Here is a 23,593-nt window from a genome sequence, read left to right as displayed (position 1 = left end):
GTCAATGGAAGAACAGCAGGCGCGAACCCGCGCCGGCGAAGAAAACGGCAAGGCTTGCTTCGATCCAGCGGCGCGCCCGCGCGTAGCCGCGCACCAGTGGCGCCGTCGAGAAGAGCACGGCATAACCGGAAAATATCGAGACCCCGAGAAGCACGCAGCCGCCGAAAGCCAGGAGGGCCATTTCAGGCGAAGCGCCGGGCTTGAGGCCGAGAGACATGATCGCCACCCAGGCCAACACCGCCTTCGGGTTTCCAAGATGCATCAGGATTCCACGCCGATACAGCGCGCCGAGCGCGGTGGCAGGCCGGGGGACCTCGCCTGTCGGTGCCTCCACGGCAACGGCCGAGCGAGCGGCCTTCCAGGCGAGCCAGAGCAGGTAGAGCCCGCCCGCGAGCTTGAGGAGGATGAGGGCATGAGCATAGCGGACCAGCAATGTGGAAATGCCGGTGACCGCGATCAGGCCCCAGCAGGTCGACATCGTGATTACCCCGGCGGCAAGCGCCAGCGCCGGCTGGCGCCCCTGGCTCATGGCCACGTTCATGATGGCCATGTTGCTTGGCCCGGGGCTGCCTGCGGCGATGACATAGGCGATATAGACGACGAGAAGATCTTGCATGTCCCTTTTCCGGAAGCTGTTGATGCGCTTCCTTCTCCCAGGAAATTGGTTCACCATGAAGCGCCATTTTCAAGAATCTTCATGGACCACTCTCAATGTCGAAGCGGCGCAGCAGCATCGCAATCCCATCGCTCAATGTGCTCGACAGGACGGCGAATATCGGCCGCCAGCTTGCCCAGGCGCTAAGGAGCGCGATCGCCCGCGGCGAGTTGAGACCGGGCGAGCGCCTGCCTTCGACGCGCACGCTTGCGGCATCCCTAAAGATCGCCCGCGGCACCGTCGTCGAGGTTTTCGATCAGTTGACCGCCGAGGGTTATCTCGAAGCGAGAGTGGGAGCCGGAACCCGTGTTGCCGCGGCTCTGACGGACGCGTCTCCAGCCATCCCGCCGGCACCGGCCGAACCGGCCGCCGACGATGCGATCGACCTGCCCGCCCCAGCGGCCCGGCTGATATCAATCGCCCGCGCGCTCACCTCTCACCCGCCCGTTCCCTTCGCCATATCAGTCCCGGCAGCCGGTATTGCGCCTGACGATAATTGGCGCCGTCTCGGCAATCGGGTGCGTGCTTCGAAGCAGGCTGCCCCGTCAGGCTATCAGGATCCGATGGGCCTGCTCGAGCTGCGCCTCGCCATTGCCGAACACGTCCGCCGTGCGCGAGCCGTCCATTGCGAACCGGAACAGGTGATCGTCACATCAGGCACCCAGCAGGGTCTCTACATGGCCGGCCGGGTCCTGCTGTCGCGCCACGACCCCGTCTGGGCCGAGGATCCCGCCTATCCCGGACTCACCGCCGTGCTCGACGATCTCGGCCTGCGGACGCATCGCCTGCCGGTCGATGCACAGGGAATGAACGTCGAACGCGGGCTCGAGTTATGTCCAGAAGCGCGGGCCGCCTTCGTGACGGCGTCACACCAATATCCGATCGGCATGCCGCTCAGCATGACGCGGCGCAACGCCCTGATCGCGTGGGCCGACAGGAACCGCGCCTGGATCGTGGAGGACGATTACGACAGTGAACTGCGTTATGCCGGACACCCTTTTCCTTCGATGCAGGGGCTGCGTCCGTCGCGTGTCATCTATCTCGGCACCTTCAGCAAGGTCCTCTTTCCTTCGCTGCGCCTCGGTTACGCCATCGTCCCGCCGCCGCTCGCAGAAGCCTTCGCCGGAGCACGCGCCATTCTGGACCGGCATTCTCCGATAGCCGAACAGCACGTTCTGGCGGCCTACATGAGGGAAGGTTATTTCGAAGCGCATATCAGGCGCATCCGAAGTCTCTATGCCGAACGCCGCGCTATTCTGCTCGCGGCGCTCGAGCGGGCTTTGCCGCAGGGGTGCCAGGTTCAGCCGAGCGATCAGGGCATGCACGTTCTTCTGTGGCTGCCAGAGGAGATGGATGACGTGCGACTTGCGGCGCGCGCCCTCTCGGCCGGCCTCGCGGTGCGGGCGATCTCTCCGATGTATGCCGCGCAGCCTGCGCGCGCCGGCCTGATGCTGGGTTTCGGCGGCTTCCCACAGGCGCAACTGGAGGCGGCGGTAGGCGAGCTCTCCAGACTTCTGCAAGCGCTTATCGCGTAAACTGGAGCGGGAGGTCCGCAACGGGGATGACAACTAGACGGTCAGCCTTTGCCAGCTCTCGTCCATCTGGTTGCGGAACCAGGTCATTTGCCGCTTGGCATATTGCCGTGTCGCCGCAGCCCCCTTCTCCAGCATCTCATCGCGCGTCATCTCGCCCTTCAGCATCGCCGCGATCTGCGACACGCCAATGGCCTTCATGACAGGCGCTTCGGCCGGCAGGCCGAGCGCAAGCAGCGCCTTCACCTCGTCTTCCGCACCCTGTTGCAGCATCTTTTCGAAACGGCCGTTGATGCGGGCATGCAGCACCGCCCGGTCCGGCAGAACGACGATCTTGAGGGCCTCGTCGGCATCGATCACCACAGGCCCGGACCGGCCCTGGAAATCGGCGATCGAGCGTCCCGTCGCCTTGATCACCTCCAGCGCCCGGACGATGCGCTGGCCGTCCTGGCGGTTGAGGCTTGCCGCCATGACGGGATCGACGTCGGACAGCTGGGCGTAAAGCGCGTCCGGCCCTTCTTCCACGAGTCGCGTGCGTAATTCTTCCCGCAGTGTCTCGGGGATATCCGGCATGTCGGAGAGACCACCGGTCAGCGCCTTGAAGTAAAGCCCCGTGCCGCCGACGAAGACCGGCAGCTGCCCGGCGGCCCTGAGCGCCGGCAAAAGCGCCGAGACATTACGCAGCCACGCGCCTGTGGAATAGCCGGCCCCCGCCGGCACGTGGCCGTAAAGATGATGCGGCACGCCTTGCATCTCCTCTGCCGACGGACGCGCGGTCAGCACCCGCAATGTATCGTAGACCTGCATGCTGTCGGCATTGATAACGGCGCCGCCATGGCGTTTGGCCAATTCGACGGCGAGCGCGGACTTGCCGCTGGCGGTCGGCCCGGTTATCAGGATCGCGTTCTTTACGCTCAGAAGGTTTTCCATCATGGCCCTCGTTGCCACGCTTGTTGCCAATCCGTCAAATCCCGTTCTGACCGCCGACGTCGCCGAACAGGCGGCTGAGGCCGTCACGGCTTCCGGCCTCTACTGGCTGGCCGACGGCATTGCCTGTGACATCGCGCTGCGCGACGGCACGGATGCGCAAGCCGCCGAGGCCAATATCCTGGCGGTCATCGCCAGTGCGCCAATCGACCTCGTCATCCAGGAGCAGGACAGCCGCCGCAAGAAGCTGCTGATCGCCGACATGGACTCGACTATGATCGGCCAGGAATGCATCGACGAACTTGCCGCCGAAGTCGGGCTGAAGGAAAAAGTCGCCGCGATCACTGCGCGCGCCATGAACGGTGAGATCGCCTTTGAGCCCGCCCTGCGTGAGCGGGTCGCTCTGTTGAAGGGCCTGCCACTATCGGTCGTCGACGAGGTCATCGCCCGGCGTATCACGCTCACTCCGGGTGGTCCGGAACTGATTGCCACGATGAAGTCGAAAGGCCATTACACCGCCCTTGTCTCCGGCGGCTTCACCGTCTTCACTAGCCGCATCGCCGCCAGCCTCGGCTTTGATGAGAACCGCGCCAACACGTTGCTCGAAGAGGGCGGCATCCTTTCCGGCTTTGTCGCCGAGCCGATCCTCGGCAAGCAGGCGAAGGTGGATGCGCTGAACGAAATTTCGACAAGCCTCGGCATTTCGCCACAAGAGGCAATTGCCGTCGGCGACGGCGCCAACGACCTCGGCATGCTGCAACTCGCCGGCTCCGGCGTCGCCCTTCACGCTAAGCCCACCGTTGCCGCCCAGGCACAAATGCGCATCAATCACGCCGACCTGACGGCACTTCTTTACATCCAGGGTTACCGGAAGACGGATTTTGTGACGGGTTGAAGGCGAGAACAGGAAAGCTGCGCCTAGTCGCCGCCGTAGCTCGCTCACTCCATCGGCACCGCCACGAACCGCAGATCGCCATTGGCCGATGCGATCATCAGCTGGGCGTTGCGCCGGCCTTCCTGTTTCAGCGATTTCACCTTTGCGGCAACCGCGTCCGGGGACTTCATGAACTCCTGCGCCACCTCGACGATAACGTCCCCTGGCTTCAACCCCTTTTCGGCCGAGGCGGAGCCGGGCTCCACCTCCGTCACGACGACGCCGTCGACGCTCTCGGCGATGCCGAAAGCCTTGCGTGTTTCGGGACTGAGGAGCGACAGCGACAAGCCGAGCACGTTCTTCGGCGTGGCCGCATCCGGCGATACCTGGCCCTGTTGGTGCTGATCCGGCGCCGGTGCGCCCGGTACGGGCGCTGCCTGGTCGCCGGTATCCGGCTGGTCCATATCGTCGTTCTCGTCGGGATCAGGGGTGATCACGCCGTCCTGCGAGCCATCGGGCGCCGCATCGCCGGATGCAGCCTGATCGCTGTCTTCGAGCCGTCCGAGCTTCACCTTGACGGTCTGCTCCTTGCCGTCGCGCAGCACCACGACGTCGACCTCTTTTCCGACCGTGCTTTCGGCCACGACGCGCGGCAGGTCGCGCATCTCATTGACCGTCTTGCCGTCAAATTTCAAAATGACGTCGCCCGCCTTGATCGAGCCGTCGTCGACGGGACCGCCCTTGATGACGCCGGCGACCAGCGCGCCCTTGGCGGTGTCGAGTCCGAGGCTGTCGGCGATGTCGTCGGTCACCGGCTGGATGCGCACGCCGAGCCAGCCGCGCCGCGTCTCGCCATACTGGCGCAACTGCTCGACGACGCCGGAAGCAAGTTCGGACGGTACCGAGAAGCCGATGCCGATCGAGCCGCCGCTCGGCGAGATGATCGCCGTGTTGATGCCGATCACTTCACCCTTCATGTTGAAGAGCGGCCCCCCGGAGTTGCCCTTGTTGATCGCCGCATCCGTCTGGATGAAGTTGTCGTAGGGGCCGGCATTGATGTTGCGGCCGCGCCCGGAAATGATGCCGACCGTCACCGAACCGCCGAAGCCGAACGGATTGCCGATCGCCATGACCCAGTCGCCGATGCGCATCTCGCTGGAATCGCCGAATTTCACCGATTTCAGCGGCGTCTTCGGCTCGACCTTCAGCACCGAGAGGTCGGTCTTCGTATCCGTTCCGATCAGCTTCGCCTTGAGCTTCGAGCCGTCGGCGAAATTGACCTCGATGTCGTCGGCCCCCTCGATCACGTGGTTGTTGGTGACGATATAACCGGCCGGATCGATGACGAAACCGGACCCAAGCGAGCTGACATTATGGTTGGGGCCTTTGTTGCCCTGCTGTTTGTTGAAGAAATCGTTGAAGAATTCCTGGAATGGCGACCCGTCAGGCGCACGCGGCGCCGGGCCGACCCCCTCGTCATCCTTCACATTCTGCGAGGTCGAGATATTGACCACCGCATCGAGCAACCCTTCGGCGAGATCGGCAACGGAAGCGGGACCGTTGGACGGCACGGTGGTCTGAACCGGTGGGGTCTGCTGCGGTTCGGCCGGTGCGGACGGCGCCGGAGCGGGTGCAGCCGGAACGGGCGCGGCAACCCCGGGCGCTGCTGTTTCAGGCGTGGTTTGCGCAAAAGCAATCCCGCTCATGCCGGCTTGCGCCAAGATGGCGGCGCTGGCCAGAAGCGCGAGCGTTCGTCTGAAGGGCGAGCGAATCGTGGTGGCCATCAAGCTTCCTCATAAGCGGTAAATGCGCACATTGAGCACCAGCATAAGGCGGAATGATGGAGGGTGAAATCACCTTTTCGCGAAATCCCCGTGCAATCTGACGGACCATCACAAAAGTCCGGCCTTGGCTCTTGAAACCGAAAAGGGTCGGCGCTGGGCCGACCCTTTCTCGATGTTGGCGGGAAGCAGATCCCGTGTTTTCAGTTTGCCGGCGGGGCTGGCGCCGCCGGAGCGGTTGCTCCGGGTGTTGCGGGAGCCGGCGCGCCCGGGCTGGCCGCCGCGGGGCCGGCGGCCTTGTTGAAATAGCGGAAGAATTCCGAATCCGGCGACAGGACCAGCGTTGTGTCCTGCGACGAAAGCGCTGCTGAATAGGCTGCCATCGAGCGATAGAACTCGAAGAAGCCCGGGTCTCTTGAGAATGCATCGGCGAAGACGCGGTTGCGTTCGGCGTCGCCCTGGCCACGCAGGATCTCGGAGTCGCGCTGTGCGCCGGCAGTCAGCTCAACGACCTGGCGGTCGGCAATGGCGCGGCGGCGCTGACCTTCCTCGTTGCCCTGCGCGCGCAGAAGCTCAGCTTCTGCCAGTCGCTCAGCCCGCATGCGGTTATAGGTGCGCTCGGAAACATCCTGTGTCAGGTCGGTCCGGCTGATGCGCACGTCGTCGAGCGTGATTCCGAGCGTCTCCGCATCGGCTTGCAGCTCGTTGCGAACCTCGAGCATCATCGCCACGCGCTCCCGGGAGAGCGCGGCTTCGATGCTGCGCACGCCGTAGACCCTGCGCAAGGCGGAATCGAGACGCGTGCGAAGCCGCGCTTCCGCCGCCTCCCTGTCGCCCGAGACCGTTTCGCGGAAACGGCGCGCGTCGTTGATGCGGTAGATGAGGAAGGCGTTCACCTCATAGAAGGCTCCGCCGGAAACCTGGACACGTATGTTGTCAAGATCGAAGCGCAGTTCCTGCTTCGGCACGTATTGCACCCTGTCGGCATCGGCAAAGGCGAAAGGCAGTTTGAAATAGATGCCTGGGTCAGTCTTGACCGACTGGATTTCACCAAAGCGAACGACGATAGCCTGTTCGCGGGCGGTCACGACGAAGACCGAGGAATAGATCCCGACCAGCATGACCGCCAGAAGGACCAGAACTACGGGAAGTCTGTTCGACATGGGTCTCAGCCTCCCTGCTGCTGTTGTTGCTGCGTCGGCTTGCCGACCTCATTGAGAGGCAGATAGGGCACGGCGCCCGCCTTTTGGTCTATGATCACTTTCTTGGAACCCTTCAGGACCTGTTCCATCGTCTCCAGGAACAGCCGCTCCCGCGTCACGTCAGGAGCCTTGGAATATTCGTCGTAGATCGAAACGAAGCGTTGCGCTTCACCTTCAGCCTCCTTGACGATCCGGTCCTTGTAGGCGGCTGCGGCTTCGCGGATGCGGGCCGCGTCACCGCGGGCCTGGCCGAGCTTCTGGTTGGCGTATTGGTTCGCCTCCTCCACGAGACGCTGCTTGTCCTGATCGGCACGCTGCACTTCCTCGAAGGCATCGGCCACGTCACGCGGCGGTGCGACGTCCTCGATCGTCACGCGGTTGATCGCAATGCCGGCGCCGTAGCGATCCATCGTATCCTGGATGATGTTGCGCACTTCGGTTTCGATCGGCCCGCGATTATCGCGGAAGGCATCCTGTGCCGGGCGCCGGCCGACGATTTCGCGCATGGCGCTTTCGGAAACCTGCTGCAGCGTTTCAGCCGGATTTTCGAGACGGAAAAGATAGGATTTCGGGTCGTTGATTGTGTAGAGCACGGAGAACTGCACGTTGACGATGTTCTGGTCGCCGGAGAGCATCAGTCCAGCCGTCGAATTGCTGTTGTTGCGTCCGCCAATATTCTGTTGCTGCTCGGTCACCTTCACGATCTCGACCGCGTCCATCGGCCAGATGCGGAAATGCAGGCCGGGCATGGAAATTTCCTCTCGCGGCTTGCCGAAGCGCAGTTCGACGCCGCGTTCGTCCGGCTGGACGGTGTAGACGCACTGGATCAGCCAGAAAACGGCGACGATCGCCACGACGATCGCCGCCACCCCACCATTGAAACCGCCGGGAACGATATTGCGCAACTGATCCTGGCCGCGCCGGATGATGTCTTCCAGATCGGGCGGTCCGCCCTTGCCGCCACGCGGGCGGTTCGGCCCCTGGCCCCATGGTCCCTGATTGTTACCGCCGCCGCCCCAAGGGCCGCCGCCGCCATTCTGATTGCTCCAGGGCATCAAAACCTCGTTGTTCGTTAAGTCTTCCCCGCATCCGGGACCGTGGGGGCTGACCGGCCGATGCGTTGGTGACCGTTATAAGTATCGCCGCACCGGCTTTCAACGCAGCGTGAGAAACTTGGTCAATTTAATTGGAAAATAGTTCGTTTTCAGGCGTGACGGCGTTCATAGACGACGTAGCGAGTGGGATAGCTGTCCCTTTCGCCGGCCGGCACCACGATCGTCTCCGCCGCCTGCCAGAGATCGGGATCGATCGCCGGAAACGACGCGTCGCCGTCGAGGTCGGCCTCGACATGGGTGATGCACATTCGGTCGGCAAGATTGATCGCCTGCGCGTAGATCTGGCCGCCGCCGATGATGCAGATCTCGTCGGCGCCGGTTTCGCGCGCCAGCCTTCCAGCCGCGTCCATTGCCTCAGGCAGTGAATGCGCCATACTGACATCGGGATGATCGATCGCCGCTTGCCGCGAGATCACCACGTTCGGCCGTCCCGGCAGCGGCTTGCCGATCGAATCATAGGTCTTGCGGCCCATCACCACAGGCTTGCCCAGCGTCAGCGCCTTGAAGCGCTTGAGATCGCTCGACAGGCGCCACGGCATGTCGCCGTCGCGGCCGATTGTACCGTTGTGGGCAACGGCGGCGATGATGGTCCTGCGAAAGTCGGCCATGAAATGTCCCGGATCAGACGGCGATCGGCGCCTTGATGCTGGCATCGGCCTCGTAGCCGATCAGCTCGAAATCATCGAAGGTGAAGCCGAAGATGTCTTTCACATCGGGGTTGATGCGCATGAAGGGCAGCGGCTTCGGCCGGCGTGTCATCTGCAGCTTCGCCTGGTCGAAATGGTTATGATAGAGATGCGCATCGCCGAGCGTGTGGACGAAATCGCCGGGTTTGAGCCCGGTCACCTGAGCCACCATCATCGTCAGCAGCGCATAGGAAGCGATATTGAAGGGCACGCCGAGAAAGATGTCGGCGGAGCGCTGGTAAAGCTGGCAGGAGAGCCTGCCGTCGGCAACATAGAACTGGAACAGGCAATGACAGGGCGGCAGCGCCATGTTGTCCACTTCGGCCGGATTCCACGCCGAGACGATGTGACGGCGCGAATTCCGATTGTTGACGATGCCTTTGACCAGATTGGCGATCTGGTCGATATGGCCGCCGTCCGGTGCCGGCCAGGAGCGCCATTGGGCGCCATAGACCGGCCCGAGGTCGCCGTTTTCATCGGCCCACTCATCCCAGATCGAGACGCCGTTCTCCCTGAGATAGCGGATATTCGTTTCGCCCTTCAGGAACCACAAAAGCTCGTGGATAATCGAGCGCAGATGCAGCTTCTTCGTGGTCAGCACGGGAAAGCCTTCTTCTAGGTCGAATCGCATCTGATAGCCGAAAACCGAGCGGGTGCCGGTGCCCGTGCGGTCGCCCCGGTCGGAGCCCTTTTCCATCACATGCTTCAGAAGATCAAGATATTGCTGCATGGCGCGCTGATTCCGTTTTCCCCAGTTTAAGCCTTCGCCTTCACGAAACCAATCGCCGGCAGGCATTTTCCCGTTCTTTCTGCCGCCGGAGATAAAGCTTTTATGACGTTTGCCCTTTCCTTGGGCAAAGGAAATCACTATATGAAACCTGCCGGCTTTCGGGCCGGCTATGGCAATAAATGAGCGGTGTAATAAACCTATTGGACCCGGGGGCGGTACCCGGCGCCTCCACCAAAAACCGGCGGCATCAAAGGCCGGCTTTTGATGGGGGCGAAACAGGATCGACAAGGGTGTAAAGATCGACTTTTTGCTCGGCATTGTACCGCCGTTATCGGGCTAAAATTGTAGTTGCAAACGACAACTATGCGGAAGCTCGTCTCGCTGCTTAATCGCGGTGTGACACTTCAATCAAAGTCCTAGTGGTTCGCACCTCTAGGCGGGGTCCGAAGGCACCTGGCAACAGAAGCCTTCACCTTCTCCCTGCTGACGAAATCATGTATGCTGATCTCTAGCGTGACTCGGCTCCGGACTTTCCCAAGGCGCCTGAACGTGCCATATACCTTGTGAAAAGACTTCAGAACCGACGAAAGACAGGAAAAGCATGGGGCAGGATCATATCCGCTACGACATTCTGGCGCAGGATGCACTTCGCGGCGTCATCCGCAAGGTTTTGGCGGAGGTGGCAACGACGGGCCGCCTGCCCGGCGACCATCACTTCTTCATCACCTTCCTCACGGGCGCCGCCGGCGTGCGCATCTCGCAGCACCTGAAGTCCAAATATCCCGAGCAGATGACCATCGTCATCCAGCATCAGTTCTGGGATCTCAAGATCACCGAGACGCATTTCGAAATAGGCCTCTCCTTCTCCGACGTTCCTGAAAAACTGGTCATTCCGTTCAATGCGATCCGCGGCTTCTATGATCCCTCCGTCAATTTCGAGCTCGAATTCGACGTGCCGCTCGCTGACGGCGAGGAGCTGCCGTCCGGTGAGATCACCGCCTATCCCGTCGACGCGGCAGGAAAGCCTGACGAAGCCGCCGGCGCAAAACCGGCCGACGGCGAAGAGAAGAAACCGGGCTCCGTCGTCTCGCTCGACTCCTTCCGCAAGAAGCAGTGATTTCAAAGGGAGGCTCAGCCTCCCTTTTTCATAAGGATCAAGTCTCGCGCATGAGCGCCGAAATCATCAATCTGCGTCAGTTCCGCAAGAAGCAGGCCCGCTCCGAAAAGGAGAAGCAGGCCGAGCAGAACCGCATTTCCTTCGGCCGCACCAAGGCCGAAAAGCAGCTTACCCGCAGCCTGAATGAGAAGGCCGACAAGGCTCACCGCGACGGCCGGATCGAGACGGATGACGACGGCGCATGAAGCTTCACGCAAAGCCTGAAGAGCAGGAAACGACTCTGCGATCAGCCACTTGCGCGATTTCTTTGAATCGATCCTCCAAGCCGATTGCGATGTGAACCGGCTGATGATCCGCAAACACTCGGCGACACTGCATGGCCATCGCACCAGCTTTTCGCTGGAAGATGAATTCTGGGCCGAGCTGAAGACGATTGCGGCAAGCCGTTCGATGTCGCTTGCCGCCCTGATTTCCGAGATCGACGACCACCGCCCGCCGGACAGTAACTTGTCCTCGGCGCTGCGGCTCCATGTGCTTTCGTGGGCGAAGGCCGGCTGTGGCCGCCAGCCGTGACGCCGGGAATTCAAATAAAAACCTAAGATCTCAGGGGAGGCAAACCCCAAGTGTCTTCATTGAGCCTGAATGCCAGGCAGCTGGTCGAAATCGAGCTGACCCGGCTGCGTCTGCCCAGAGCGCCGGGCCGCTTCCGCCTCGGCGGCCGCCCTCGCCTGCGCATCGGCCTTGGCTTTTGCCTCCGCTGCACGTGCGGCCTCCGCCTCCGCGACGGCCTTCTGCGCAGCCGCCTCCTGCGCCAGTCTGCGCAGCCGCTCTTCTTCCGCCTGCCGTTGCCGTTCGATTTCGGCCGCTCTGACGCGCTCGGCGTCGTTGAACCGATAGAGCGCCACTTCGCGGCGCAGCCGCTGCTTTTCGAGCACGATCGCCTGCAGCCGCTCGACGCGCCGCCGCTCGCGCTCGAAGGCGCGCAGCGACAGATAGCTGGTGATATCGGTCACGTCCATCGTCTTGCCGGGTGACGGCAGCATGCCGGAAAAGTTCAGCCTCAGCGCCGGCTCGACACCCGGAAGCGCCTCCGCGCCTGGATTGAGGCCGATGCCGACCGTCGCGCTGATCCGCTTCTCCGGCAAGGCGATCTGTGCGTCAGCGGTAACCCGGGCCAGATCGTTGGCCACGGTCACATTCTGCACCCTGAGCGTTCCGTCGGTGACGTTGAAGGGAATTCCGAGCGGCGGCAGCTTCGCCTCGCCGTTGTTGAGCAACGTCTCGACGATCGGATGCACCTTGCCGGCATTGATCTGTTCCTGCATCGGGTCGGTGGCGGCAAGCAGCGGCGGAAGGATGGCAAGGTTCAGTCCGCGTATGCTCGTGTCGCCGAGTCTCAGCTCCCCCGAACCATTGAGCGAGCTGGCGATCTCGCCAATCGTCTTTCCCGAGGCCTCCATCGACAGCGACAGGCCGAACTTGCCGTTGGCGATCGGTGCGCCATCGCGCAGCCAGATGACGCCCGCAAGATCGGAATCGGCAAGCGCCAGCTTCGTCTGCAGGAAACCGGTGCCGTCGGCATTGGTGAAGAGAAGATTACCGGAGAGCTTGCCGCCATCCCAGTTGCCGGCCATGTCGTTGAGCTGCAACTCGTCGCCCTTATAGGCGACGTTGCTGATGAAATCGGACACTGGCGTTTCCGGCAGGCCAGGCCAGAATTCCTTGGCCGACAGCTTCACCCTGACGTCCAGATCCTTGAAGGTGGGCAAGCCCAGCGGCGCCTTCGACAGCGTGCCGCTGGCGGGATCAACGATCTGGCCGAACACCGCCTCGCCGAGCCAGCCGGCATCTGCCTTGGCGAGCGTCAGCTCGCCGCTCGCCGTCGTCTTCGCAGCCTTGCGGTCGAAGGTCAGCGCACCGGAAAACGCATTGTCGGCCGCATGTCCCTTGAGATCGGACAAAACGATCTTGTCACGATCGACGGCGGCGTTGACCTGCAGGCCGAACGGCAACCCCGTTCCGGTCTGCGGCAGGGCTATGCCGTTCATGATGAGATAGGGGTCGATATCGGCGCTGTCGAGCGAGACGACGATCTGACCGTTCATGAAGCTCTCCGGCCGCACGTCAACCTTGCCCTTCGCGGTAAACGAGGTCCGGTCGGTCGCAAAGGTCAGCGCCGCATCGGCAGGATCGTTGCCAGACGCCTTCACCTTGAGCGTCAGGCGGCCATTCGCGCCGACATCGACCGGCAGCGGGTCGAGTCCGGCCTGGCCGAACAAGATTGACGGCACGGCGTTTTCGAGCGTCCCCTCGAGGCTCGTCGTGCCGTTGCCGGTCAGCGCCAGAAGATCGGACATGCGGTAATCGAGGTTGACCCGGCTGCCGTTCGAGACGCCGGCCAGTGTCACTGTCAGCGCATCACCCTCATCGCCACCGAGCGTCAGCGCGCCGCGCAACGCCGTATTGCCGTACCAGCCGGCATTGCGCACCAGCCGGTCGAGCACGGGGTGGTGTGGAAGATGCTCGCGCAGCATGGTGAAGAAGCCGCCGGGATCGGCCGATTTGAAGGTGATTTCGCCCGCACCCTTGTAGTCGAGCAGCGAGCCTTCGGCGCGGCCGGTCGCCGTCAACTCGGCGCCTGCGAGATTCTTGACCGACAGCCGGTCGACCGCAAGCGCCCCGTCCGCGATCGTGAAGGTGGTCTCGACATTCTCGGCGTCGACCCCGAAGGCGGTGAACCTGTCGGCCTTGAGCTGTGCGGCGATCTTATGGTCGAGGACATTGTCGCCGCTCTCCTGCCCGGTCGCAAGCCCGGCCAGCGCCTGCAGCGCGTCAAGATCGAGCGTATCGCCATTCAGAGCCACCGACAGGGTCGGCGTCTGGCCGGAGATCGCCTGCCGCTCCAGGCGGCCCTTCAGCGTCGCCGATCCGACGGCGATTTCGAGGTTCTCGAAACGCTGCAATTCATGAGTCAGGCTGACATTGGCGGAAAACCCCGCCTGCCGCAATTGACGGATGGCCGGGTCGACCGAGCCGGCCAGCCAGGAGGCTAGGCCCGTTGGCTGGTTAGAGGCCACCACGATCTGGCCGTTGAAAGACGGGTCTCCCTGAAGCAGGAGCTTGCCCTTGCCCTCGACCTGGGTCCGCCCCGGCAGCGTGCCGACGGCGCTATCGATCATCCAGCCCGTACCGGCCGGCTCCAGCTCCAGTTGAACATCGCGTAGCGTCGTGTCGCCGGCGACGATCGCCGGCAGCTTGACGCTTGCCTTCCCCGGCACCTGCGGGATCGGCACCTGCGCAACAATATCGATCAGAGAATTCAACCGCTGGCGCGCCGAAACCGCGGCATCCCGCGTCGTCTTGCCAGCCGCGCCCTGATTGCCGATGCGGTTCACGTCTATCTGCTGCCCGTCGGCGGTCAACAGGAATTCCGGCGCGTTGCCGGTATCGAGCGTCGCCTCCCCGGTTATCACATAGGGATCGTCCGTCGGACCGATCTCCATCCGGTATTCGGGAATGCGGATACGTTCGTTGGTAAGCTCGAAGCGCCCCTTGAGCCTCGGCGGCTGCTCGTTCTTGTTGGCCGACTTGGCGCTGTTGCCGCTTTCGATCGCCGCCGAAAGCTGGCCCTGATAGTTCGGCTTGCGGTCGACCAGCTTCAGTTCGCCGTCGAGATCGATACTGACCGGATGTTTGTCCGGCGACAGCTTCGTGCGCATGCGCAGCACGCCCCTCTCGTCCGGCTGGCTGCTCGAAATCGAGAAATTGCCATGTTCGCCGTCGAGGACCGCATCGCCCTCGACGCGCCAGGGGCCGGCGAGCGATTTGGCCGACATCTCCGCATTCAGGCCGGTGATGCGGCGCGCCCGGCCCGACTGGTCGTCGAGGAAGTCGACTTCGCCACCGCTGACATGCACATTTTCGAGAACGACTGTTTTGGCCGGTATTTCGGCGCGGCTGCCGCGCATCCAGTCGAGTGTGCCGTCCTTGAGCAATCTGAGGCGCACCTTCGGATTGACGACGCGCATATCGAAGATCAGCGCCTCGCCCGACAGGAATGGCGCAAGCTCGGCATCCATGGAAAATTGTTCGACCTTGACGATCGGCGTGCCGTCGGCCTCCTGACCGACACGCACGTCATGCAGCGTGACCGACGGAAACGGCAGCAGACGGGCATCCACCGTGCCATGGACGGTGACTTTCTTGCCAATGATGCGGCTTGCCTGATCCTCGAAGTTCTTGCGGAAATCGGTCCAGTCGATGAACAGCGGCGCAAGCAGCGCCACAAACAGCACTACGACGATCACTCCCCCCAGAAAGACGAGGAATCGGCCTACCAATGCGAGGATTCTCCATTCGGGATTGTGTTGCCGACACTGTTCAGGGTTCTGTTGTCGACACTAGCGCTATTCATGGGATGGGCAAGGCCCAAGTTCATGAGAATATTCCGTTTTCAGCCTTGGTGAAAAATCTTGCCGGGGTTGAAGATACCATCCGGATCGAGCGCCTGCTTCACCTGTCGCATCAGATCCACCGAGCCTCCGAGCTCCTGCTCTAGAAAGGCCATCTTGCCTTGTCCGATCCCGTGCTCGCCGGTGCATGTTCCGTCCATATCGAGTGCCCGGCGGTTGAGCCGCTCAACGAAGCTCTCGGCCCTGGCGATGTCTCCGGCGCTTTTGTCGTCGAACAGCAGCAGCACATGGAAGTTCCCGTCGCCGGCATGGCCGACGATAGGGCCGAGCAGCCCATGTTCCTCGATATCCGCCTGCGTTTCGGAAACGCAGTCGGCAAGCCTCGATATCGGAACACAAACATCGGTCGAAAGTGCGGCAAACCCCGGCGCCAGCGCCCTCGCGGACCAATAGGCGTCATGACGCGCCTTCCAGAGCTTTGTCCGCTCCTCGGCATTGGCGGTCCAAAAAAACTCGCCCCCGCCGCATTCAGCCGCGATCTCAGCGAAGGCTGCCGATTGCAGCGGCACGGTCTCGTCGGTGCCGTGGAATTCGAGGAAAAGTGTCGGGCTTTCGGCATAAGACAGGCCGGAATAGGCGTTGCACGCCCGCATCTGCACAGCATCGAGCAGCTCGATGCGCGCCACCGGAATGCCCATCTGGATCGTCATGACGACGGCATCGCAAGCTGCCTTGATGCTCGGAAAGGCGCAGACGCCGCCGGCTATCTTCTGCGGGATAGCCTGCAGGCGCAGCGTCACCGAGGTCAATATGCCAAGCGTGCCTTCGGCGCCGACAAAGAGCCGCGTCAGGTCATAGCCGGCCGACGACTTGCGGGCACGCCGCGCCGTGCGGATCTCCTCACCATTGGCGGTGACTGCCGTAACGGCAAGGACATTGTCCTTCATCGTGCCGTAGCGCACGGCATTGGTGCCGGAAGCCCGCGTCGACGCCATGCCGCCGATCGAGGCATTGGCTCCGGGATCGATCGGGAAGAACAGGCCGGTATCACGCAGATGGATGTTCAGGGCCTCGCGGGTGATACCGGGTTCGACCGTGCAGTCGAGATCCTCCGGATTGACCTCAAGGACCCGGTTCATGCGGCTGAAATCGATTGAAATACCGCCGCTGACGGCATTGACCTGACCTTCCAGCGAGGAGCCGGTGCCGAAGCCGATCACTGGAGCCTTGTGCGCCGCACAGGCCCTGACCGCCATCTTCACATCGTCGGCGCTTTCGGCAAACAGAACGCCGTCGGGCAGTTGCGGCGGGATATAGGTGGTCGTATGGGCGTGTTGTTCACGGAAGGACTGGCCGGTCTGGAAGCGCTCGCCGAAGCTCTGTTTGAGAATACCGAGGACGGCGGATATCCCCGCCTCATTGCGTGTTCCAGCCCTTGCGTCCTTCAGCGCCATCCCTTTGATCTCCCTGCCATTCCGCGTAGACGAGACCGCGTCCCGGAAACTACAGCGCCGTGCGCCTGCTCAGACGCACAAGGACGCTGTACAACTTTAAAATTGCTGCGTAATTCGCCTCACATCGATTCCGAGTTTAAGGAGATATGCAGCAGGCTGGGTATGGGGCAAGTCAACGCGGCTGTCCAGTTCTGATTGGGAAAAGATTTCACTCCTCTTTTGTTGGAGACCAGGGGCTATGGACAGGCCCCGGCCGCCTCAGACGATCGGTGGATTGAGGAGCGCAAAGCCCTGCTGCCGTCGATAGGGGAAATAAGGATAAGGTGCAGTCACCGCGCTGACCTCGTCGAGTCTTTCAATCTGATTCTTCGACAGGCTCCAGCCGGCCGCGGCAAGGTTCTGCCTGAGCTGATCTTCGTTCCGGGCGCCAATGATGACGCTCGATACTGTCGGCCGGCCGAGCAGCCAGTTTATCGCGATCTGCGGTACTGTCTTGCCGGTCTCCGCTGCGATCGAATCGAGCACCGCGATGATGTCGAACAGCCTCTCATCATCGACAGGTGGGCCGTATTGAGCCGTCTCGTGCAGGCGGCTTGCGGCCGGCAGCGGCTCGCCACGGCGGATCTTGCCGGTAAGCCGCCCCCAGGCGAGCGGGCTCCAGACGAGAGCGCCGACGCCCTGGTCCGCGCCGAGCGGCATCAGTTCCCATTCATAGTCGCGGCCCGCCAACGAATAATAGACCTGATGGGCGATATAACGCGGATAGCCTTGACGCTCGGCCGCGGCCAGCGACTTCATCAACTCCCAGCCGGAAAAGTTCGAGACGCCGACATAACGGATCTTGCCTGCGGCGACGAGGCCGTCGAGCGTCGACAGCACCTCCTCGATCGGCGTCGAGGCATCGAAGGCGTGAAGCTGCAAGAGGTCGATATAGTCGGTGCCAAGCCGGCGCAGCGCATCCTCGGTCGCCCGGATCAGCCGTGCCCGCGAGGTGCCCCAGTCCTGCCGCCCCTCGCCCATCGGCAGCGCGGTCTTGGTCGAGATCAGCACGGCGTCCCGCCAGCCGCGGATCGCCTGGCCGAGCACTTCCTCGGAAGCGCCGACCGAATAGACGTCAGCCGTGTCGAAAAGATTGACGCCGGCTTCGAGGCAGATGTCGACGAGCCGCCGGGCCTCTTCGGCACCGGTATTGCCCCAGGCGCCGAACAGTGGGCCGCTGCCGCCGAACGTACCCGCGCCGAAGCTCAAAACCGGCACCCTGAGCCCGGAGGCCCCGAGTTTTCTGTACTCCATCCATCTGTCTCCTTTGTTTCCTCTGAGATAGACCCAGCCTCTCCATTGATATAGATTGCCTGATAGAACATCATCTGTGACTTGAATTCATCATGAGCCGTCAGGACATCAACCGCTCCGGCGAGATGGAAGTCTTCGTCAGCGTTGTCGAGCGCGGCGGCTTTTCAGCAGCCGCCACCGCGCGGCGCATGACGCCGTCGGCCGTGAGCAAGCTCGTCGCCCGGCTGGAGGCGCGCCTCGGCGCCCGCCTCGTTAACCGCTCGACCCGCAAGCTGCAACTGACGCCTGAGGGCTGCGCCTTCTATGAGCGCAGCATCGCCATTCTTGCCGATATCGCCGAGGCCGAACGCCAGGCTTCCTCAGGCGAACAGGCCTCGGGCCGCATCCGCATCAACACCAGCGGCTCCTTCGGCAATCATGTGCTGGCCCCGCTCGTGCCCGCCTTCCTGGCGCTTCATCCCGTCGTGACGCTCGATATCGCCCACACCGATAAGGTGGTCGATCTGATGGAAGAACGCGCCGATGTTGCGATCCGCACCGGCCCCTTGAAGAACTCCAGCCTGATCGCCCGCAAGCTCGGCGCCACCGGCAAGCTCATCGTCGCTTCACCCGATTATCTCAGGCGGCATGGCGAACCGCGCAGCGTCGCCGATCTCAGCCGTCATTGCCGGATCGGATTTTCCTACGCCCGCGCCGTAGAGGGCTGGCCGCTGCGCGAGGACAGCGAAACCGTGTCGGTGCCGATCACGCCCGGCGTGCAGGTCGCCGACGGCGAAGCCATGCGCCATCTGGCACTTGCCGGCGCAGGCCTTGCACGACTGGCCGCGTTCACGGTGCGCGCCGATATCGAAGCCGGCCGGCTGGTGCCGGTGCTGGAAGCGGCCAATCCCGGCGATATCGAGGAATTCTATGCCGTCTATATGGGCCAGGGCGGGCCGCTGCCGGCGCGCGTGCGCGCGCTGCTCGATTTCCTCGTCGAACATGTGCGTCTCTGATGAGATAACAAGGACTTGATGCGGCGGCTTGAGTCAAGTTCGCATGGCAGATCGGCCGGAAGCCAGATTTCGTAATTGACCGCACTCGAGGCAGCCGCCTATACCGAGGCCGCGCCGACCGGCCCTTCAGCCGGCCTCTCTTCGTCATGCCGGAGCTTCCTCCCATCTTCAGCCCTCAGGACTTGGCACCGGCCGGGAAACATACGGGGATTCATGCCACTCAGCCACGCACGCCGCCTGATGCGGGATGCCGGCCTGCCGAAATGGGCGCTGCTGCTCACGCTTTCCACGGCCTTCACCGTCTTTCTCGAACTCTTCGCCCTGCCCGCCTCGCTGCTGATCGGACCGATGGTTGCCGCCATCGTGCTGGCGCTGACCGTCGGCAAGGGAAAGCTTCGCGTGCCGCTTCAGCCGCTGCAGTTCGGTCAGGTCCTTGTCGGTCTGATGATGGCGCGCACCATCACCCCTGATATTCTCGGCGCCATGGCGAAGGAAGCGCCGCTCTTCCTGCTGTTCGTCTTCTCGGTGATCGCCATCGCCACCGGTCTCGGCTGGCTGTTGACGCGCTGGCAGGTGCTGCCGGGCACAACGGCCGTCTGGGGCTCGTCGCCGGGCGCTGCCTCCGCCATGGTCATCATGTCGGAAGCCTATGGCGCCGATGCCCGCCTCGTCGCCTTCATGCAGTATCTGCGCGTCGTCTTCGTCGCCGTCGGCGCTTCGGCGATTTCGCGCCTCTGGGTGGCGGCCGACGGTGGCGAGCCGCCGCCGCTCGTCCTCTTTCCCGCAGTCGACTGGCCGGCCCTTGCGGCGACGCTCGCCTTTGCCGGCTTTTGCACCTATGCCGTACGCCGCCTGCGCATCCAGGGCGGCATGATCATCGTTCCGCTCTTTCTCGGCGCCTTCCTGCAAGGCATCGGCCTGCTGAAGATCGAGCTGCCGATGTGGCTGCTCGCCACGGCCTATGCGCTCGTCGGCTGGAGCATCGGCCTGCGTTTCACCCGCTCGATCATCAGCCACGTGGCGCGCGCCCTGCCGCGGGTCGCCGCCTGCATCGTGCTGCTGATGGCGCTCTGCGGCTGCATGGCAGCGGCACTGCACGTCTTCGCCGGCATCGATCCGCTGACCGCCTATCTCGCCACCAGCCCCGGCGGAGCCGATTCCGTCGCCATTATCGCCGCATCAAGCGATGTCGACGTGCCCTTCGTGATGGCGATGCAGACCGGCCGTTTCTTGGTCATTCTGCTGATCGGGCCGGCGCTCGCCCGCTTCATCGCGCGCCGTTCCGGCCTTGCGGAAAATCCCGTCTGAGACTGACCCACTGGCCGGGAGTGACGCCGTACGCCTTCTTGAAATGGCGATTGAAATGCGCCTGGTCGGCAAAACCCGTCGCGGCCGCCACATCGGCAAAACCCTCGCCGGCACCCATCAGCGCCCTCGCCTGCTGCAGGCGCCGCATCAGCAAGTAACGGTGCGGGCTGGTGGCAAAGGCCGTGCGGAAATGCCGTGACAGCGTGAAGCGGTCGAGGCCGGTAATCTTCTCCAGTTCGTCCGAGCGCACCGGCCTGAGCGCATGTGCCTCCAGATAATCGCGTGCTGCCCGCACCTGCCGCCAGGCGACCGTGCCCAGTGGCCGGCGGCGCACCTGCGAATGCCGTAACAAGCCACCGGCGACGCGGCTGACGAAATCGTCGACGAAAAGCTCGTCCAGCTCCCGATCGAGTGCGCCGAGCGCTCCCAGAAGCACCTTCGCCAGCGCACTATCGGCAGTCACGGGCTGCTCGACGAAGGGAAGCCCGACCTTCTCCACCTCAAGGCATTCCATCAGCAGCGAAGGCTCCAGGTAGAGCATGCGGTAATGCAGCCCGGCCTCGGTCGCCGCGCCGCCGTCATGCTCCTCGTCGGGATGCAGCACGATCACCTGCCCCGGCAGGCTGAAGCGCCGCTCGCCGCGATATGTGAAAGTCTGAACGCCGTGCAGCGTGACACCAAGCGCATAGGTATCGTGCCGATGCGGCTCGAAGACGTTGCCGGAAAACTGCGCCTCGATACGCTCGATGCCGGGAAAGGCGGGCGCAGTCAGGATGCCGCTGCCGGCGGGCACGGCCAGCATGCCGCTGCCCACCTGCGGCTCGCACAAACGTTCAAGACCCTCGAAGACCTGCGGCGTTAGATCCTGGCTCAACGCGTTTCGATACCCTGATGAGAGAGACTGGAATGTTTGATACCAAAATTGCGATCGTCCTGCGAAACAATCTTGCTGGCTGGCAGAAGCTGAACGTCACAGCCTTCTTGTCGACAGGCATCGTCGGACAATATCCTGAGATCATCGGCGAGCCCTACAAGGACCGCGCCGGCAATCTCTACAATCCGCTATCGATCCAGCCAATCATCGTGCTTTCCGCCGACGAAGCGACGATATCGACCATCCACCGCCGCGCGCTGGAACGTGAGGTAACCTCCTCCATCTTCATCGAGGAGATGTTTGCCACCGGCCACGACGCCGCCAACCGCGCCGTCTTTGCCGAGTTTGCCCCTGACGACGCCAATGTCGTCGGCATCGCGATCAGAGCCGACAAGAAGATCGTCGACAAGATCACCAAAGGCGCGACGATGCAGCATTGATGCGATCAGCGGAAACGAAAGAGGCCGAGCGCGAGCTCGGCCTCTGTTGTCTGAAAGAGCGCCTGCTCAGCCCTGCGTGATCGGCGCGATCTGGATTTCGACGCGGCGGTTCTGGGCACGTCCAGCTTCGCTCGCGTTGGAGGCGACGGGTTGGGACGGGCCGAAACCGACGGCGGAGACGCGGCGCTGGTCGATACCTTGGCCGCCGAGATAATCGGCAACCGAAAGCGCGCGGCGCTGCGACAGGTCCTGGTTATGCTGCAAGCTGCCGGTCGAATCCGTATGGCCGTTGACGTCAATCAGCGTGCGGTTGAACTTGCGCAGCACGATCGCCACCGAATTCAGCGTCGGATAGAAGCCCGGTTTCACGGCATCCTGGTCGACGTCGAAAGTGATGTTCGAGGGCATGTTGAGGATGATGTTGTCGCCCTGGCGGGTGACGGAGATGCCGGTACCTTCGAGCTGGGCGCGAAGCTCGGCTTCCTGCTGGTCCATGTAGTTGCCGATCGCGCCGCCGGCCAGCGCGCCGATACCGGCGCCGATCAGCGCTGCGTTGCGCTTGCCATGTCCGCCGCCGCCGACGGCCACACCGACGAGAGCGCCACCGAGCGCGCCGAGCGCAGCACCGCCCGCGGTATTGGAAACTTTCTGCTCACCAGTATAGGGATCGGTCGTCGTGCAGGCGCTGAGATAGCTTGCTGCGACAGCCAGAAGTATGAATTTCTTGATCATGGACAGGACGGTCTCCGTTCAAAACTGATGCGAGCAAATGGCAAGGATTACGGCAAGAAAATGAAGATGTTCCCTTGATAGGGGAATTTCAGGCGCCGAAACAGCAGCCATGTTGCAGCAATGCGCTGATATCACCAGTTTTTATCAATAGGTGGGGCGCTAGGCTGCATCTGATATCGCGCGGAACGCCAGTGGCCGGCCCCGCCCTTCGAGGCCCCTGTGAGGCACCTCAGGATGAGGTCGGAGTCGCGGCTTGCCAACGCAAGACGCAGTGAAGAGCACAACAATCAGCCCTCATGGTGCGGAGGCCCAAGGGGCCGCCTCGAACCACGAGAGCGGTTAGCTGGATGATCAACCTTTAGAAATTCTGGAACAGCTGCCTGACCGTATCGTAGGTCGCATTAGCGATGTTCAGCGATTGCAGACCGAGCTGCTGCTGCGTCTGCAGCGCCCTGAGCCTGCTCGACTCCTCCTCCATATCGGCATCGACGAGCCGGCCGATTCCGGCGGTGACGTTGTCGTGCAGCTGCGTGGCGAAGTCGTTCTGCAGCTCAATGCGTTTTTCCAGCGCGCCGAAGGCAGATCCGACCGTCGTCAGCTGCGTCAGCGCGGCATCGACGACGCTGATCATTTCGTCGACCTGCCCTTTCGTCGTGTTTGCCGATAGCGAAATGACGACCTGCCCTGCTGTGGTCCCGTTTTTGCTGGTTATCAGCACGTAGTTCTGCGCGGTCCCGAGCTCGGTGGCGAAATAGGCCGAGGTCAGCACGCCGTATTCGCCCGAACCGGTGGCCCGGTCGTCGATCAGGTAGCGCGCATCCTTTGAGGTTGTGGCCCCGACAGGCGTATTGTCGATATGGTAGCTCAGCATGCCCACAGAGACCGTGCCGTCGGCATTGCGAATGAAGGACGCCGGAATCTGGCGCGGCTGCGTGGGCGTCGCATCATTATTGAGGATCACCCAGTTATCGCTGTTGAAGGTCGCCGATTCCGAAACGCTGCGCAGCTGCTCCTGCAACTGTTTGAGTTCTTCGTTGATCTTGTTCTTGTCGACCCCGTTCTCGGTGGCGGCGACAAGCTTGGCCTTGATCTCGGAGACGACGTCGATGACATTCTGCACACCGGTATAGGCCGTGCCCATCGTCGCAGCCGCCATACCGAGCGCGTCCTGGATCGCCGAAACGGCCTTGTTGTCGGTGCGTGCGGTGGTGGCGATCGACCAGTAGACGGCGTTGTCGGCCGCTTTGGCGACACGCATGCCTGTCGTGATGTGGTTCTGCGTGACCGTCATACTGCGATTGATATCACGCAGCACAGAGAGCGCCGCATCAACGGAAACGCGCTGATAAATACTCACGGAACTAGACTCCAAAAACACAACAGAACGCAACTGAACAGGGATGAACCTTCCACGCAGACACTCATGTCCGGGGTCGCTGGGTCTCCAGCGCATTGCCTTCAAGAAA

Annotated in this window: 21 protein-coding genes and 1 other RNA gene; 9 read left to right on the top strand and 13 right to left on the bottom strand. The window is 62.7% G+C overall.

All coding sequences use genetic code 11. The features are described 5' to 3' along the window. Position 1 precedes the first annotated feature (1 nt). Positions 2–616, bottom strand: a complete 615-nt coding sequence (locus J7U39_RS04940) for a LysE family translocator (RefSeq protein WP_210630663.1) — start codon at positions 614–616, stop codon at positions 2–4. 95 nt (positions 617–711) lie between these two features. Between J7U39_RS04940 and J7U39_RS04935 the strand changes: the two genes are divergently transcribed. Then, positions 712–2,190, top strand: a complete 1,479-nt coding sequence (locus J7U39_RS04935) for a PLP-dependent aminotransferase family protein (protein ID WP_210630662.1) — start codon at positions 712–714, stop codon at positions 2,188–2,190. A 33-nt stretch (positions 2,191–2,223) separates the two neighbouring features. Here J7U39_RS04935 and miaA read toward each other — a convergent pair whose 3' ends face one another. Beyond that, entirely contained in the window at positions 2,224–3,120 is an 897-nt protein-coding gene (gene miaA / locus J7U39_RS04930; RefSeq protein ID WP_210631591.1) for a tRNA (adenosine(37)-N6)-dimethylallyltransferase MiaA, read from the bottom strand. Between miaA and serB the strand changes: the two genes are divergently transcribed. Further along, complete coding sequence (gene serB / locus J7U39_RS04925; RefSeq protein ID WP_210630661.1) at positions 3,119–4,009, top strand: phosphoserine phosphatase SerB; 891 nt, start codon at positions 3,119–3,121, stop codon at positions 4,007–4,009. The genes miaA and serB overlap by 2 nt on opposite strands. 44 nt (positions 4,010–4,053) lie before the next feature. On the opposite strand, the gene J7U39_RS04920 is transcribed toward serB, so the two are convergent. The 5 genes from J7U39_RS04920 to J7U39_RS04900 form a co-directional block, all read right to left on the bottom strand. Continuing rightward, the gene (locus J7U39_RS04920) at positions 4,054–5,772 is read right to left on the bottom strand and encodes a DegQ family serine endoprotease (protein WP_210630659.1); all 1,719 of its coding nucleotides are present in this window, start codon (positions 5,770–5,772) and stop codon (positions 4,054–4,056) included. 200 nt (positions 5,773–5,972) lie between these two features. Next, a complete protein-coding gene (locus J7U39_RS04915; protein WP_210630658.1) occupies positions 5,973–6,932 on the bottom strand; it encodes a protease modulator HflC in 960 nt (319 codons plus the stop codon). A gap of 5 nt (positions 6,933–6,937) precedes the next feature. Further along, entirely contained in the window at positions 6,938–8,026 is a 1,089-nt protein-coding gene (gene hflK, locus J7U39_RS04910) for an FtsH protease activity modulator HflK (protein WP_210630657.1), read from the bottom strand. A gap of 149 nt (positions 8,027–8,175) precedes the next feature. Then, positions 8,176–8,694, bottom strand: coding sequence for a dihydrofolate reductase (locus J7U39_RS04905; RefSeq protein ID WP_210630655.1), 519 nt, complete (start codon positions 8,692–8,694; stop codon positions 8,176–8,178). A 13-nt stretch (positions 8,695–8,707) separates the two neighbouring features. Then, positions 8,708–9,502, bottom strand: a complete 795-nt coding sequence (locus J7U39_RS04900) for a thymidylate synthase (protein WP_210630654.1) — start codon at positions 9,500–9,502, stop codon at positions 8,708–8,710. 111 nt (positions 9,503–9,613) lie between these two features. Between J7U39_RS04900 and ssrA the strand changes: the two genes are divergently transcribed. The 4 genes from ssrA (at position 9,614) to J7U39_RS04880 (ending at position 11,192) form a co-directional block, all read left to right on the top strand. Beyond that, positions 9,614–9,976, top strand: a transfer-messenger RNA (tmRNA) gene (ssrA, locus tag J7U39_RS04895). Positions 9,977–10,103: 127 nt separating this feature from the next. Continuing rightward, on the top strand, positions 10,104–10,619 hold the full coding sequence (locus J7U39_RS04890) for an SspB family protein (protein WP_064803733.1): 516 nt from the start codon (positions 10,104–10,106) through the stop codon (positions 10,617–10,619). Positions 10,620–10,669: 50 nt separating this feature from the next. Continuing rightward, entirely contained in the window at positions 10,670–10,864 is a 195-nt protein-coding gene (locus J7U39_RS04885; protein ID WP_011426047.1) for a DUF4169 family protein, read from the top strand. Between the two features lie 103 nt (positions 10,865–10,967). Beyond that, positions 10,968–11,192, top strand: a complete 225-nt coding sequence (locus tag J7U39_RS04880; protein ID WP_064706123.1) for a ribbon-helix-helix domain-containing protein — start codon at positions 10,968–10,970, stop codon at positions 11,190–11,192. A 56-nt stretch (positions 11,193–11,248) separates the two neighbouring features. Here the strand turns inward: J7U39_RS04880 and J7U39_RS04875 are convergent, their stop codons facing one another. From J7U39_RS04875 to J7U39_RS04865, 3 genes are all read right to left on the bottom strand, one after another. Next, positions 11,249–14,959 (bottom strand): AsmA-like C-terminal region-containing protein, encoded by a 3,711-nt coding sequence (locus J7U39_RS04875; RefSeq protein WP_210630653.1) that lies wholly within the window; start codon positions 14,957–14,959, stop codon positions 11,249–11,251. 113 nt (positions 14,960–15,072) lie between these two features. Further along, positions 15,073–16,485, bottom strand: coding sequence for an FAD-linked oxidase C-terminal domain-containing protein (locus tag J7U39_RS04870; RefSeq protein ID WP_210630652.1), 1,413 nt, complete (start codon positions 16,483–16,485; stop codon positions 15,073–15,075). 258 nt (positions 16,486–16,743) lie between these two features. After that, the gene (locus J7U39_RS04865) at positions 16,744–17,778 is read right to left on the bottom strand and encodes an aldo/keto reductase (RefSeq protein ID WP_210630651.1); all 1,035 of its coding nucleotides are present in this window, start codon (positions 17,776–17,778) and stop codon (positions 16,744–16,746) included. Positions 17,779–17,870: 92 nt separating this feature from the next. Here J7U39_RS04865 and J7U39_RS04860 point away from each other — a divergent pair, with 92 nt between their 5' ends. Then, on the top strand, positions 17,871–18,773 hold the full coding sequence (locus J7U39_RS04860) for a LysR family transcriptional regulator (RefSeq protein WP_210630650.1): 903 nt from the start codon (positions 17,871–17,873) through the stop codon (positions 18,771–18,773). Between the two features lie 213 nt (positions 18,774–18,986). Then, positions 18,987–20,081 (top strand): AbrB family transcriptional regulator, encoded by a 1,095-nt coding sequence (locus J7U39_RS04855; protein WP_210630649.1) that lies wholly within the window; start codon positions 18,987–18,989, stop codon positions 20,079–20,081. On the opposite strand, the gene J7U39_RS04850 is transcribed toward J7U39_RS04855, so the two are convergent. Then, positions 20,041–20,955 (bottom strand): AraC family transcriptional regulator, encoded by a 915-nt coding sequence (locus J7U39_RS04850; protein WP_210630648.1) that lies wholly within the window; start codon positions 20,953–20,955, stop codon positions 20,041–20,043. The genes J7U39_RS04855 and J7U39_RS04850 overlap by 41 nt on opposite strands. Positions 20,956–20,987: 32 nt before the next feature. On the opposite strand from J7U39_RS04850, the gene J7U39_RS04845 reads away from it, so the two are divergent. Beyond that, a complete protein-coding gene (locus J7U39_RS04845) occupies positions 20,988–21,395 on the top strand; it encodes a DUF2000 family protein (RefSeq protein ID WP_210630647.1) in 408 nt (135 codons plus the stop codon). Between the two features lie 66 nt (positions 21,396–21,461). Here J7U39_RS04845 and J7U39_RS04840 read toward each other — a convergent pair whose 3' ends face one another. Continuing rightward, entirely contained in the window at positions 21,462–22,127 is a 666-nt protein-coding gene (locus J7U39_RS04840; RefSeq protein WP_064694663.1) for an OmpA family protein, read from the bottom strand. Positions 22,128–22,485: 358 nt separating this feature from the next. After that, positions 22,486–23,484, bottom strand: a complete 999-nt coding sequence (locus J7U39_RS04835) for a flagellin (protein WP_210630646.1) — start codon at positions 23,482–23,484, stop codon at positions 22,486–22,488. Positions 23,485–23,593: the final 109 nt, after the last annotated feature.

Source organism: Rhizobium sp. NLR16a, from assembly GCF_017948245.1.
Lineage (GTDB): Bacteria > Pseudomonadota > Alphaproteobacteria > Rhizobiales > Rhizobiaceae > Rhizobium.
Note: the sequence above shows the minus strand (reverse complement) of the source record. Positions and strands in the feature narration are given on the sequence as shown.